Below are 13,550 nucleotides of genomic sequence, written 5' to 3'. Positions count from 1 at the left end.
CACAATATATATGTAGTCAAGAATGCTAGATTTATAATTATGTGTCATAATCTGTTCCAAGAAGTTCAGTATCTGGTGTCCAAATATCTTGGTTGGGATCATATTTCTATATTTTACAGTGGGGTTTAATTTTTGTTCAGTAGTTTTTTTCTTTAGGGGATAGTTAGCGTTTGATTGAGTTGTAGTTTTTATATTTTTACAATATTTATGTATTTTAAAAATACCTATTTTAAGTTGCGGCATAATTAACCTTTATTTATGTAAAAAATAAAATCATTATTAACATTAATCAATAATTATTTCAAATAAAACATAATAAAAATTAATAAGTCAATATTTTTTAAATTAACCTATATTAAAATAGTTCTATAGATCATTATTGAGTATGTTTAAGAAACCTATTCTCACCAGCTAATTCAAGTCCCAACTCTTCAGGATTTTCATTAGCAACCACAACAATTTTAGATATTCTTGAACCGGTATAGAAATTTGTAGTATCATTTAATTTTTCTATATCTTTAGTGGTAACAAGAGAATTATCTATTGTGCTAGAATTATTATTTTGAGACGCTATTGCAAGGCTTAAAAAAGCTTTTAATTCAGGTTTATCATCGGGTACTAATTCTATTAGTTTTTATCTCGATGATCTGCTCCATATTATTAAATTTAACCATTTCTGTGTAGCCTTCATGAATAACTAATTGAAGAGGTGTATATCCATCTAAATCTTTTAACTCTGTTGAAGCTCCTTTTTCTAGTAAAAATTCAGCTATATCATAAAGTTTGCGGTAAATAGCCTTATGTAGAACTGTATGATAAAACGAATCTTGAATATTGATATCATCACCTTGATGATCTAAAATCTTTTTTATAAGATGTTTTAGTTGAGCGGTTTGAAAAAACTTGGATTGGTAAAAAGAATATGCTCCGTAAGTGATGTGAAACTGTTCGAATAGTTTATCTAGTGTAATGTTGTAGCCGGAGTCTTGTGCAGAAGATGAAGATATCAGTGGTACTTCTTGAATGGCCGATAAACTAATGCTAGGGATAAAATTGGAAGAAGCAATAGGCGTTAGGGTGTCGTCTTGCTCTAGTAAGGTAATATCCAGACACCATACCTGTATCATAAGAAGATGTTTGTTCTGTTATTAGAGTAGCCATCGTTTCTATTTCTCTAACTTTAGCCATAAAATTACTATAATCATTTATCTGAAATTAATATATTAAATAATATGAATTTTCAAGGTGAAAATCACTTTAAAAAATCCATAAAATCATTGGATTAAGCTTTGTTGTGTGGTTCGATGTTATTCCTGTATGGCGTTGTTGTGTGGATCAATTCCCCCTCTGTCATCCCACGACTTGATCGCGGAATCCATTCTAAAATACTAATATTAGTATTTTAAATTATTTTTTTGGATACCGTGGTCAAGCCACGGTATGACATCTTAATAATTTAACTCATCCTTGTTAAAAACCCTTGACTCCTTGATATTCCTATAATATCCTATAATTTCCCATTAAATCCCAAATTAACCCAATGAATGTATTTTTATCTAAGTATGTAAATGGTGTTGATAAAAAGAGTAGGGTGTCGGTGCCGGCGAATTACCGTGCGGTACTAGGTAAAGAATTATTTAACGGTGTAATTGCTTATCCGTCGATTAGGAATAATTGTATAGAGGTGTGCGGTATTTCGCATATCGAGAAATTAAGGCAGATGATAGAGACGCTTGATCCTTATTCCGAGGAGCGTGATGCGTTTGAGACTATGATATTCGGGGAAGCTGTACAACTTTCCTTTGATGGGGAGGGAAGAGTTATATTGCCGCAATCTTTAATGAAGCATGCAGGAATCGAAGAGCAAGCATGTTTTGTAGGTAAAGGGGTGATTTTTGAGATTTGGCAGCCGCAGAATTTTGAGAAATATTTAAATGCCGCTCAAAAAATTGCTCATGAAAAGCGCTTAACTCTAAGGAATGCTCATTAATGATACAATCTCACGTGTCTGTAATGCTAAATGAAATGTTAGAGGCCTTAAGCCCAAAAGCCGGTGAGTCTTATTTAGATTGTACGTTTGGAGCAGGAGGATATAGCAAAGCAATATTAGAAAGCTGTAACTGTTATGTCACAGCCTTGGATCGTGATCCAAACGTGATTAAAAGAGCCGAAGAAATTCAGCAAAATTACGGTGAGAGATTTGATTTTGTAGAAACAAATTTTGCGGATAGTTTTGCAAAGCTTAAGGAAAAAAAATTTGATGGGATAGTGCTGGATTTAGGCGTTTCATCAATGCAGTTAGATATAGCAGATAGAGGATTTTCGTTTTTGCATGACGGACCACTCGATATGCGTATGAGCGGGCAAGGGCTTAGTGCCGAGGAGTTTGTAAATGCGGCAGAGGAAAAAGAGCTAGCTGACGTAATTTACAAATACGGAGATGAGAGCTTTTCACGAAGAATTGCTAAGAGAATTGTAGAATATAGAAAAACGGCAAGAATTGATAGTACAAGCAAGTTAGCCGAGATTGTTAGAAGTAGTATAGGATTTAGAAAAGGCAAAATTGATCCTGCAACTAAAACCTTTCAAGCCATTAGGATTTATGTAAACGATGAGCTTGGGGAGTTAGAGCAGTTTTTAGTGAATGTAAAAAATATATTAAAGAAAGACGGACGTTTAGTTGTGGTGTCTTTTCACTCTTTAGAAGATAGGATAGTTAAGAATTTCTTTAAAGAAAATTCGGAAAAGCCGGTAGTAAGATCAAAATATGCTAAAGACGACATGACGATTGATCCAAATAAATGGCTTAAGATTATTACTAACAAAGCTCTAGCACCGTCAGATAAAGAAGTAGGGCTAAATATTAGAGCGAGATCGGCAAAACTTCGAGCAGCAAAAGCGATATATGAGTAATTAATTATGAGTATAAGAAAGCTTCACTATTTAACATTATTGATAACAATTATAGCAATATGTAGTTTGTTTAGCATAAAGGAGCGAGTCTCAACTCTTGATTATCAATTAAGTAGCGTTGTAAAACAGATAAATAGTGAGAATAATAATATTCATATTTTAAAAGCAGAGCAAGCTTATCTACTTTTGCCGGCTAGATTGGAAAAACTTGCGGCGGCTTATTTAAAATTAGAAACAGTTAAATCTTATCAAATGATAAAAGATCCGTTAGGGCCAAATATCGATCAAAATATTAAATTTAATCATAATATTAGTATTTCCAAGAGTAGTAAATGGCGTTACAAAAGAATTACAAATAATAAGTATATACAGACTGTTTCGAGTAGAGTGAAGGATACTCGATGAACTTCAAAAATTGGCTACGTCATCCTACAAGTACTGTGGTACTCACGTATTAAGTATACGCTCCGTTCCTCGTCTTGTGGATTCCTTGCTCTTTTTGAAGTTGATCTTCGTATCTTGGTAGGATTGTTGCATGGCTTGGAAAAAGCGTTCGATGTCATTCCCGCGTAGGCGGGAATCTAGGGTAAAGCGAGATAAATCAAGCTTTTCAAAAAATCTTGATTTTAAAGATTTTTTATTTTTCAAATCAAGTTTTGAAAAGGTTTTAAAGTACTGGATTCCCGCTTTCGCGGGAATGACATAAGGATTGCGGAAATATTAGTGTTTGAAACACCATAAATAACATATGAAACAAATTTGGGAAAAATGGAAACCTACAATTAAAAGTCTAACAATTTGGAATGTTTGTAGTAAAAATACAAAAATCCGATTATTAATGGTTATTTGTGTCTTTTCTTTTCTTTTTTGTACTGTATCTTACAGATTGATAATCGTTGCTACGAATGTTTACGATAAAAATATTAATTCCTTTAAAAAAAATCATCAATTTAGAAAAGAAATAGTTGATCGAAACGGTAATTTATTAGCAGTGAACCTACCTTCTGCCTCATTATTTGCTAATCCACAAATAGTACTTGATCCTGAAACTTCCGTAAAAAAGCTAGCAGAAATTCTACCTGATATTAATAAAGCTAAATTACTTGCAGAACTTAAGTCAAATAAAAGCTTTATATGGGTAAAAAGGGATGTACTACCTAGTCAGCAAGAAAAGATAACTAGCCTTGGGTTACTTGGTTTTGAATTTGAAGAAGAGCAGAAACGAATTTATACCTTTTCTAATTTATTGTCGCATGTTGTCGGTTATGTAGGTAGAGACTCGGTAGGGCTTAGTGGCTTAGAGCTCGCTTATGATAAGTATTTAACTAATTCTGATTATGAATTAAACGAACCAAAGAATCGGAAAGCACCGCTTCAATTATCTATTGATATCAGATTACAAAGTATTTTAAGTGAGGAGATTGATAAAACTTTAAAGCAATTTAAGGCCATAGGAGCAGTAGGCATTATTGCTGATCCAAATAATGGCGAGATTTTAGCATTAGTAAATAAGCCTGATTTCGATCCGCATTATCCGAGTTTAGCCAAACCGGAAGAGCTGTTTAATATAGCAAGTCTCGGGATTTACGAAATGGGTTCAGTGTTTAAGGCATTAACTATGGCAGTCGGCTTTGATACCGGTGCAATAAATATGAATGATGCTTATGATATAAGTTATATGAAAGTAGGAGGATTCCAGCTTAAGGATTATACGCCAAGGCAAGGATGGCATAGTGTACCTGAGATTTTTCTATATTCTTCAAATATTGGCACAAGTCAAATTATGCTTGAAATCGGTAAAAGCAATTTTAAAAAATACCTAAAGAAATTAGGTCTATTAGATCAGTTGCAAATAGAATTACCTGAACGAGGTACTCCGTTATTTCCTTCCGAGAAAAGATGGAATGAGTTAACGAGTGTTACTATGTCGTATGGCTACGGCATTTCGATTAGCCCTTTGCATTTTGTTAGAGCAATGTTACCGGTTGTTAACGGCGGTACTTTATACGATCTTACTTTATTAAAAAGAAAGGATGAAAAAGTAATAGGTACAAAAGTTTTTAGTGAAAATACCTCTACCCAAATGAAGAAATTATTTAGAGCGGTAGTAAAAGAAGGTAACGGTAAAAGAGCAGAGGTCAAAGGCTATCTTATCGGCGGTAAGACCGGTACGGCAGAAAAACTTTCACAAGGGGCAGGGGGAAAAAAGAAATATCTAAAAAATAGTAGAGCGTCATCGTTTTTAGGTATGCTGCCTGCATCTAACCCGCAATATATTATTTTTATTAGATTTGATGAGCCGAAACCGACTAAAGAAAGCTTTGGCTTTGCAACCGCAAGTTGGACGGCTGCCCCTACTGCCGGTAGAGTATTTGAACGTATGATATCTTTATATGGTTTAGAACCGATAGAACAAAGTGAGGAAGAAAGTTAAAATATTACCTAATAAGTATAGATTTTGTCATTGCGAGCAGGCATTGTTGCGTAGATCGGTAAAACCTACTTGATGTCATCCCCGCCTATGCGGGAATGACATAAAACGATCTGTGCAACAAAAAGCCTAAATTTTCTGGCAATGACGCATTTATAAGCTAAAAAGGAGGTTTTTATGTCAAAAAATAAAAATATAACAGATAAACCTAGTATACCTATCCCATGGCTTAAGTCTTTTGATCTTACGACAACAATAAATAATATTATATCAAAACAACTATTTATATCCACAAGTTCCGAGGCACAAGAAGAATTAGAGCTTAGCGATAATGATAAAAGACCTAACCCTAGTTGTTGTGAGTTATTGTAGAATCCATATTCATTTTTTAAAACTGTACAAAATAGAAAATTAATTTATATTTTGTATATGGTTGATATGGTCGTTGGGTGGTTGCAATTTTTCTATTGTCACCCCGTGGTTTGACCACGGGGTCCAGTAAAAATGACCACACAAAATGTTGTTTATATAGATCCCGCGATCAAGTCGTGGGATGATAACCTAATTGCCGATCAAGTCACGGTATGACACAGTACAAAACTATATAACAAAAAACTATTTATGTTAAAGATAAAACAGGAAATATATAAAAATAGCTTACAAATAATATTAAAATTGCTGTTTGCTTTGCTATGTTTTTTTATAATATTATTTCCGTTAGTGAGTTATAAAATAAATATTCAAAGCAGAATCTTTCCGGCGATGGAAATTATATTTATTTATTATTTTATGTCGTTATATTCCTTAAATATTTTTAGCATATTTTTTCTCGGTCTATTTATAGATCAAATAAGTGGTATGCCTATCGGTACAAATTCGCTAGTTTTTTTATCGGCATATACGATTTATAAATTATCTTCAAAATATTTTGTAGCTAAAAACTATTTAATAAATTTCATTATTTTTTGCGTTTATTGTTTATTTATATTGAATTTTAAATATTTACTAATAACAATCAAGAAGCTAGAAGCAGACGGATATTTAATAATTTTCTTTCAATTTTTAACAACTATATTTTCTTATAATATAATTCGTCTTATACTTGACTCTCCTATGAATTACTTTAAAAAGTATGCTAAATAAGAAAATACTACATGGTGAGTTAATTTCACGAAGAGCCTTTATAATCGGATTAGGTAAACTCGGATTTTTATCGTTGCTTGGAATAAGAATGTTTTATTTACAGCTTATTAAAAGCGAAGAATATAAGACTTTATCGGATAAGAATCGTATTAATTTCGTTGTACTTCCACCGACTAGAGGAAGAATTTACGATTTAGACGGCAATATTTTAGCTACTAATAAACCATGTTATCAGCTAGTAATAGATAGAAGCATTAATAATAATTATAGGGATGAATTAGAAATAATTAGTAATATTCTAAATTTATCTCTGGAAAAATATAATTATATTAAGCAAAAAATTAAAAAATCTAGTCGCCACACTCCTTTAATAATATTTGATCAGCTTGATTGGCAGCAAGTATCAATGATTGAAGAACAAAAGCATAAACTCGCTTCAATATTTATTGATATAGGTTATTTAAGGTTTTATCCTTTTTCAAGCGTTACTTCTCATTTAATCGGTTATCTTGGTCAAATAAATGAGCACGAGAAGCAGGAATTAAATATACATAGTTTAAGCGATTTTAATATCGGTAAATCCGGTATTGAAAAATATTACGATAATAAACTAAGAGGAGCATTTGGTTATAAAAAAGTTGAAGTAAATGCTTACGGTAAGCAGGTAAGAGAAATAGCAGGAACCCCTACTAAATCGGGTGAAGATATGCATTTAAATATCGATGTGTCTCTTCAGCAAAATATCCAGCAATATTTAAATCCTAAAGGTTCTTCGGCAATAGTTATGGATACTAAAACCGGAAATGTACTAATTTGTGCTTCCACTCCGGGTTTTGAATCAAATCATTTCAGTAAATTATCGGAAAATTATTGGCAAAGTTTAACGAGTGATCCTTATAAGCCTTTAATTAATAAGGTAATACAAAATTCTTATCCTCCAGGCTCGGTTTTTAAAATAATTACCGTACTTGCAGCCCTTGAAGTAGGCATTAATCCTAATAAAACCGTTTTTTGCGACGGTAGCTCTGCTCTTGGTACTAATAGCTTTAGATGTTGGAATCATAGCGGACACGGAACGTTAGATATGATGTCTGCTTTAAAGCATTCTTGTAATATTTATATGTATGAATTAGCAAGAATAGTAGGTCCGGATAAAATTCTTGAAGTTGCAAGAGAATTTGGCCTTGGTTCAAAAACCGGTATTGATTTAACTCCTGAAAGTAGCGGGTTTGTACCGTCAAAAGAGTGGAAAAAGAAAAAATTAAAGCTTCCTTGGTCAATAGGAGATAGTTTTAATTTAGCAATCGGACAGGGGTTTCTAGGGGTAACGCCGATGCAGCTTGCAAGGTTTATTACAGCTATTGCAAGTAACGGTAAACTGTATACGCCTAGAATATTAAAAAATGATCCGGAATTTTATAATGTCAATATTAAGCCCGAAAATATCACAATAATCCAAGAAAGTTTGTATAATACCGTTAATGTTGCGGGAGGTACGGCGTATTATAATAGAATTTTAGGCAAAAATAGGCAGCTCGCTGGTAAAACCGGTACTTCGCAGGTGCAAGGCAAACTAAATGCTAAAGATGATTTAAGCCGTAAATCTATTGCTTGGGAGAGGCGTAATCATGCCTTGTTCTTAGGCTTCGCTCCTTATCACGATCCTAGTTATTCCGTTACCGTCTTTATTGATCATGGCGGAGGCGGTAGTAAAGCCGCCGCCCCTGTAGCTCGTAAAATTATGTCGGACGTGTTGGATAAGTATTTATAGCTTTTTTCAGTTTGTAGTTTGTGCTATTATGTGTCGTAATGTGTTATTAATTAAAGATAGGTCATAAGATGGCAAGACTGAATTTAACTATTCCGGACGAACTAAATAATAGTTTAGCATAGTCAGCAAAAAACTTAGACAGATCAAAAGGGTATATATAGTACGTAAAGCAATTGAATATTATCTACAGGAAATACAAGAAGATTCAGAAGATGCAAAATTGCTTTGCAAAGAATTAATGCCCCTGATTTTAAAACTTACACTACTGATGAAGTGAGGGAATGGTTAAAAAAGAAAAATGTTTAAAGTTATATGAGAAAATAAGGCACGTGCAGAATTAGCTGAATTGTGTGGTATCCAGAAAACAACTTAAAATACTAATATTATTAGTATTTTTAATTAGACCCCGTGATCAAGGAACTAGGTGACAATGGCAAAACTGATCCACACGGATAATGCTAGCTTTATATAATTATATCTTAACTCATATCAAAAAATACTTTATTTTAGTTAGTAGTTTGTGTTATTAATACCTAGGCTTTGCATGCGGAAAATTAAATTAATCTATTTTTTGTTGTAAATCATAAGATTTTTTTGAAATAGGAATAACTATTATTGCAAAAATCTTATTAATTTTCTTTTACAAAACCTAGGAATTATTATAGAGGTATATATATGTCTAAGAAAAAGCAGGACGATCAAATAATAAAAGAATTAGAAGAAAGACTAGCAAAACTTAAAGGCACTCCTCCATCACTTGAAGAATTAGAAGAAAGGTTTGCAAAGCTCCAAGATAGACCTTATATCCCCACAAAAAAATCCGGTAATGAAGTAGACGATCTAATTGAGCAGCTGCAATCTGAGCTTAAACTAGAACAAAAAAGTAAAAGCCTTAATGATCAAAAAGACCAAGCAATACGTGATAGGCTAGATAAATTAAGAGAAGACAGTCCTATAACGCAAAAAAAGACACCTATAGATCTTTCTTTTAATGATACTAAATCAATAATTACCGATACTATAGATGCTCAGGCAGATATAGCTAGTTCATATGCTAATCGCTCTACCGAGTTAGAGGAGAAAAAAGCATTACTCCATTTAGCTCATAATCTAACTGAAGCGAGAGATATTATTAGGGATATACCCCCTATATCTAAAGAATATGCGCCTAAACTATTAGATGTTATTGCTAGTTGGTTAGGTAAAATTTATGAAGGAATAAAGAAAATAGCTTCGCCTGCAGTTAATATTATAAAAGAAATAGGTAGTAGTCTTGTTAATTCGATTAAATCACTTCCTCACCAATCTTCCAAGCAACAAATAAAATTAAAGAAGTTATATAGAACATATGTTGATTTGAAAGGAATAAAGCCAAAGATAAAAGAAGAGTTTCTTAAAAAATATTATGAGCGAATTGATCAGCTACAAACTCCTAAGGAAATATTTGTAGAAACTGCCAAAATTACTCAATCTATAAGGATAGCCGGAAAACAAAAGATAAATACTCTTAAACAACAACAAATTATTAATAGAATGAAGCAGCAAAGTCCTACTGCTTTTATAAATAATAATTCATTTACACCGTCTAATACTCCTACTAATAAAGCAAAGTCTTCCAAGAGCAACCAAAGGTAAATGCTATGTTCTTCCTGTGAAAGCAGGTATCTAGAAAAATAACCCTTAATATTGGACAAAATTATACCTTTAACAAAATAAGCATATAAAAAATTTTTTATATGTTTTACTGGATTCCCGCTTTCGCGGGAATGACATAAAGAGCATTTACTGATCCACGCATGCCACGCGGGGATGACATACTGAATGTTCGTATAAGGACCAAGGTATTTAAAGATTATTCTACTCCTTTCATTCCGCTTGTCTTAGCTTTATCAAACGAAGTATCTTTAATTGCTGTTTCGGTAAAATCGGCATTTGTTAGGTCGGAGTTATTAAAGCCCGCCTGATCAATTTTAGCTGATTTAAATATACTATCTGTTAATATTGAGTTTGAAAAATCTGTTTTAGTAAGTATTGCTGCAGAAAAATTAGCCTCTTTTAAAATAGAATTTTTTATTACCGTATTTGTTAGGTTAGCATTTTTAAAGATACTATTTGAAAAATCTACTCTATCAAATATTAAGTTGCTCAAGTCAAAATTTGTTAAATTCATATTTGCTAAGTGAGTTATTTTTTGCAAATTTTTTACCGAATTTATTACTATATTATTTGGTAGAATTTTGCTCGAATTATCACTATTTAAAATAATATTATTAGAAACATTAGTATTAATAAAACCGGAATACGCTTGGTAGTTAATATTATTTATTTGCGAATTAGAAAGGACGGAGTTAATAACCGCAGTATTTGTTAGATTGGAATTTATTAGAGCTACTTGGTTGAAATTGCCTAAAGTAATTTTAACATCTGAAAAATTTACGTTTTGTATTAAAGATTTAGAAAAATTTATATTATTAAATTGTCCGTTAGTTATATTTGAGTTTATTATTTCACTGCTGTTTAAGTCAGTATTAATCACTATAAATTGTTTAAAATCATTATTGCTAAAAATATTATTAGTATAGCTAATATTATCTAAAGTAATATTTGAGCCTTTAGTTTTATTAATCCTTACAAAATTAGCATTACTATTTTTTATTGATAAATTATTAAATTTATTATCGTTTAGACTCATATTATTTAATATCGCATTATTGATTTTAAAATGCTTTAAAACTGAACTACTAATTGTACTATTTTGTAAATCACATTTAGTAAGGCTAATATTTTGTAATGTTGAATCTTGAAAGGAAGCGTATGAAAAGCAAGAGTTATTACTTTGTACGTTATTAAAATTTACTTCATTAAAAATACTTTGTGTGAAGTTAGAATCCTTAATTATTACTGCTGTTAATGTAGTTTGACTTAGGTTGCTAGATTCAAAATAATTATTAGTAAAATTGGTATTATTTATTATACTTTTTTCTAAATCCGTACCGTAAAATATTGAATTTGTTATATTAGTATTTTTAAAGCTATTATTCTGTAGGTTAGCTTTTTGAAAATTAACACCGTCGATAGTATTATTGCTCCATAATACATGACTAAATTTAGAATTTTCAAAGTTGACATTTATTATAGTAGTTTTATTAAAAGCAGTATCGCTAAAATTTGATTGAACAAAATTTGTATTTTGTAATGTTATATTGTGAAAAATTGAACCTTGAAAGTCAGAATTATATCCGGAAATATTTTTTATTACCGAATCTGCAAAATTACTTTCTTGAATTATAGCATTTGTAAGTATTGCTTTTTCTAAATTGCTACCTGCAAAATCAGCACGTAATATTTCGCAGGAAGTCAAATCTATTCCTGATAAATCTTCATTTATTAGCTGTACTCCTATTAATTTTACTCCTTTTAAATTTGAACCGAACTTCTCTTTAAGGTTCACTTTAAGGTTTTTAGAATTTTGCGATATTATATAATTCCGAATTACCGTGCTTTGGCTATCCGTAAGTAATCCGTTCGCATCACGAGTAGATTCGGAGCAGCTGCTTAATAACAAATAAATCGTAATTATTGATATGACTTTAAGCATTTGCTTCCTCATATTCTTCGTCATTTATTCTATTTGTAGGAGGTATATGTAAGCTTAATAATTTTAATTTACGATGCAAAGCCGATCTTTCCATACCGACAAATGAGGATGTTTTTGAAATATTATTATTAAAACGACTCATTTGTGCCGATAGATATTGACGCTCAAAAACTTCTCTAGCTTCTCTAAGCGGCATAGATAACATATCAAAGCTATCTTCAAGTTTTGTAAGATTAGCACTATTTGCTAATATTTCAGAAGGTATCATATAAGGTTTTATAATTTCATTATTACCTGTAGTTAACGGATTCATAATTAAAGTCCATTCAACAACGTTACGTAATTGTCTAATATTGCCCGGCCATTCATAGGATTGAAGAGCAGCGATAGTTTCATCGGCAAAGCTACGTTCTTTTAAACCTGAAAATTTTGAAAGTTGCTTAACAAAATACTTAACGAGTAGTGGTATATCTTCTTTTCTTTCATATAATGAAGGTACTTTTAGAGAGGATACATTAAGGCGATAATATAGATCTTCTAGGAATTTGCCGTTATTAACTTCATCTTGGATATTTTTAGAAGTACCGGTGATAATTTTTATATCAATTTTAATATTTTTTCCGCAAGGTTTTGTAATAGTTTGATCTTTAAGGAATTTTAATAATTTTACTTGGATAGGAATAGGAATATTACTGACCTCATCTATATATAAAGTACCGTTATTGGCAAATTCTAAGATAGTAGGGCGTTTATTATTTGCCTGCTTTTCCGATTCGCCGAATAATTCTTGATTGATTTTTTCCGTAGTCATACAGGTAGGGCTGAAAATAATGAACGGATTATTAACCCTTTTAGATTGTTTATGAATTAATCTTGCTGCAAGTTCTTTACCGCTACCGACTTTACCGTGAATCATTATACGACTGCTAGAGGTAGCTGCCTTTGCTATTGCCATTTTATATTTTAAAGTTACCGAACATTCGCCTACTAATTCAGTTTTATCTATAACCTTTGATTTTAAATCTATATTTTCGCGTTTTAACTTTGTTACTTCACAAGCTCTTGTAAGTAAAATAACTAATTTATCATTATTAAACGGTTTTTCTATATAATCGTAAGCACCCATTTTTATAGCATTTACTGCTGTTTCTATAGTACCGTGACCGCTAATAATTATTACCGGCATTAAAGGATAGCGTTTTTTTATTATCTCTAAAATCCCAAGTCCGTCAATTTCGCTTCCTTGAAGCCAAATATCAAGTATAACTGCAGAGACCGGTTTTTCGGAAAGTATTTTAAGGGCTTGAGTACTATTAGCGGCAACCTTAGGGTTAAAACCTTCATCTTTCAAATTTGCAGCAATGAGATTTCGTATACTCTCTTCATCGTCTACTATTAAAACATCTAGTTGTGACATTACAATTTACCTTAAAAATATTAATACTAGGTTCTTGCGTACGATTGCTAATTGATTTAATATTTTACGATATTTTTTGCTGCAAATTATAAGATTTTTTTTGAAATATGAATAACTAATTTTTTCAAAAATCTTATTAATTTTCGCTAAAAAATATCGTAAAATATTAAATCAATTAGCAATCGTACGCAAGAACCTAAATATATACGTTAATGCCGAATGTAAAAGAAAGCAACATTTTTTTATAACATTTTTGTCACAATAGCTATTTATAATG

Annotated in this window: 12 protein-coding genes; 9 read left to right on the top strand and 3 right to left on the bottom strand. The window is 31.5% G+C overall.

Features of this window, described 5'->3' with window-relative positions:
* Positions 1 to 608: 608 nt before the first annotated feature.
* A complete protein-coding gene (locus RSL_RS04410; protein WP_012736705.1) occupies positions 609 to 1,127 on the bottom strand; it encodes an ankyrin repeat domain-containing protein in 519 nt (172 codons plus the stop codon).
* A gap of 413 nt (positions 1,128 to 1,540) precedes the next feature.
* Between RSL_RS04410 and mraZ the strand changes: the two genes are divergently transcribed.
* The 9 genes from mraZ (at position 1,541) to RSL_RS04370 (ending at position 9,893) form a co-directional block, all read left to right on the top strand.
* Positions 1,541 to 1,990 carry a division/cell wall cluster transcriptional repressor MraZ gene (mraZ, locus tag RSL_RS04405; RefSeq protein WP_010977464.1) on the top strand — a complete coding sequence of 150 codons (450 nt, stop codon included), beginning with the start codon at positions 1,541 to 1,543 and terminating at the stop codon, positions 1,988 to 1,990.
* On the top strand, positions 1,990 to 2,913 hold the full coding sequence (gene rsmH, locus RSL_RS04400) for a 16S rRNA (cytosine(1402)-N(4))-methyltransferase RsmH (protein WP_014419867.1): 924 nt from the start codon (positions 1,990 to 1,992) through the stop codon (positions 2,911 to 2,913). Before mraZ ends, rsmH begins: the two co-directional genes overlap by 1 nt.
* A gap of 6 nt (positions 2,914 to 2,919) precedes the next feature.
* Entirely contained in the window at positions 2,920 to 3,318 is a 399-nt protein-coding gene (ftsL, locus tag RSL_RS04395) for a cell division protein FtsL (RefSeq protein ID WP_004998104.1), read from the top strand.
* Positions 3,319 to 3,448: 130 nt separating this feature from the next.
* Entirely contained in the window at positions 3,449 to 3,619 is a 171-nt protein-coding gene (locus RSL_RS09355) for a hypothetical protein (RefSeq protein WP_014273615.1), read from the top strand.
* Positions 3,620 to 3,661: 42 nt separating this feature from the next.
* Complete coding sequence (locus RSL_RS04390) at positions 3,662 to 5,347, top strand: peptidoglycan D,D-transpeptidase FtsI family protein (protein WP_014419866.1); 1,686 nt, start codon at positions 3,662 to 3,664, stop codon at positions 5,345 to 5,347.
* Positions 5,348 to 5,521: 174 nt separating this feature from the next.
* Entirely contained in the window at positions 5,522 to 5,716 is a 195-nt protein-coding gene (locus tag RSL_RS04385; protein WP_004998106.1) for a hypothetical protein, read from the top strand.
* A 249-nt stretch (positions 5,717 to 5,965) separates the two neighbouring features.
* On the top strand, positions 5,966 to 6,487 hold the full coding sequence (locus RSL_RS04380; RefSeq protein ID WP_014273613.1) for a hypothetical protein: 522 nt from the start codon (positions 5,966 to 5,968) through the stop codon (positions 6,485 to 6,487).
* A complete protein-coding gene (mrdA, locus tag RSL_RS04375; protein WP_014273612.1) occupies positions 6,477 to 8,258 on the top strand; it encodes a penicillin-binding protein 2 in 1,782 nt (593 codons plus the stop codon). Before RSL_RS04380 ends, mrdA begins: the two co-directional genes overlap by 11 nt.
* Before the next feature lie 675 nt (positions 8,259 to 8,933).
* Entirely contained in the window at positions 8,934 to 9,893 is a 960-nt protein-coding gene (locus tag RSL_RS04370; RefSeq protein ID WP_014273611.1) for a hypothetical protein, read from the top strand.
* Positions 9,894 to 10,110: 217 nt separating this feature from the next.
* Here RSL_RS04370 and RSL_RS04365 read toward each other — a convergent pair whose 3' ends face one another.
* A complete protein-coding gene (locus RSL_RS04365) occupies positions 10,111 to 11,856 on the bottom strand; it encodes a pentapeptide repeat-containing protein (protein WP_014273610.1) in 1,746 nt (581 codons plus the stop codon).
* On the bottom strand, positions 11,849 to 13,273 hold the full coding sequence (locus tag RSL_RS04360) for a sigma-54-dependent transcriptional regulator (protein ID WP_012719845.1): 1,425 nt from the start codon (positions 13,271 to 13,273) through the stop codon (positions 11,849 to 11,851). Before RSL_RS04360 ends, RSL_RS04365 begins: the two co-directional genes overlap by 8 nt.
* Positions 13,274 to 13,550 lie beyond the last annotated feature (277 nt).

Origin of the sequence: Rickettsia slovaca 13-B, assembly GCF_000237845.1 — a bacterium.
GTDB lineage: Bacteria > Pseudomonadota > Alphaproteobacteria > Rickettsiales > Rickettsiaceae > Rickettsia > Rickettsia rickettsii.
The sequence above is the reverse complement of the archived record's forward strand: the minus strand, read 5'-3'. Positions and strand labels throughout refer to the sequence as shown.

Coding starts and splice junctions, on each gene's coding strand:
- RSL_RS09355 (WP_014273615.1), top strand. CDS start 3,449: ATGGCTTGGAAAAAGCGTTCGATGTCATTCCCGCGTAGGCGGGAATCT.
- RSL_RS04365 (WP_014273610.1), bottom strand. CDS start 11,856: ATGCTTAAAGTCATATCAATAATTACGATTTATTTGTTATTAAGCAGC.
- RSL_RS04390 (WP_014419866.1), top strand. CDS start 3,662: ATGAAACAAATTTGGGAAAAATGGAAACCTACAATTAAAAGTCTAACA.
- ftsL (WP_004998104.1), top strand. CDS start 2,920: ATGAGTATAAGAAAGCTTCACTATTTAACATTATTGATAACAATTATA.
- mraZ (WP_010977464.1), top strand. CDS start 1,541: ATGAATGTATTTTTATCTAAGTATGTAAATGGTGTTGATAAAAAGAGT.
- RSL_RS04360 (WP_012719845.1), bottom strand. CDS start 13,273: ATGTCACAACTAGATGTTTTAATAGTAGACGATGAAGAGAGTATACGA.
- RSL_RS04380 (WP_014273613.1), top strand. CDS start 5,966: ATGTTAAAGATAAAACAGGAAATATATAAAAATAGCTTACAAATAATA.
- rsmH (WP_014419867.1), top strand. CDS start 1,990: ATGATACAATCTCACGTGTCTGTAATGCTAAATGAAATGTTAGAGGCC.
- RSL_RS04410 (WP_012736705.1), bottom strand. CDS start 1,127: ATGATACAGGTATGGTGTCTGGATATTACCTTACTAGAGCAAGACGAC.
- mrdA (WP_014273612.1), top strand. CDS start 6,477: ATGCTAAATAAGAAAATACTACATGGTGAGTTAATTTCACGAAGAGCC.
- RSL_RS04370 (WP_014273611.1), top strand. CDS start 8,934: ATGTCTAAGAAAAAGCAGGACGATCAAATAATAAAAGAATTAGAAGAA.
- RSL_RS04385 (WP_004998106.1), top strand. CDS start 5,522: ATGTCAAAAAATAAAAATATAACAGATAAACCTAGTATACCTATCCCA.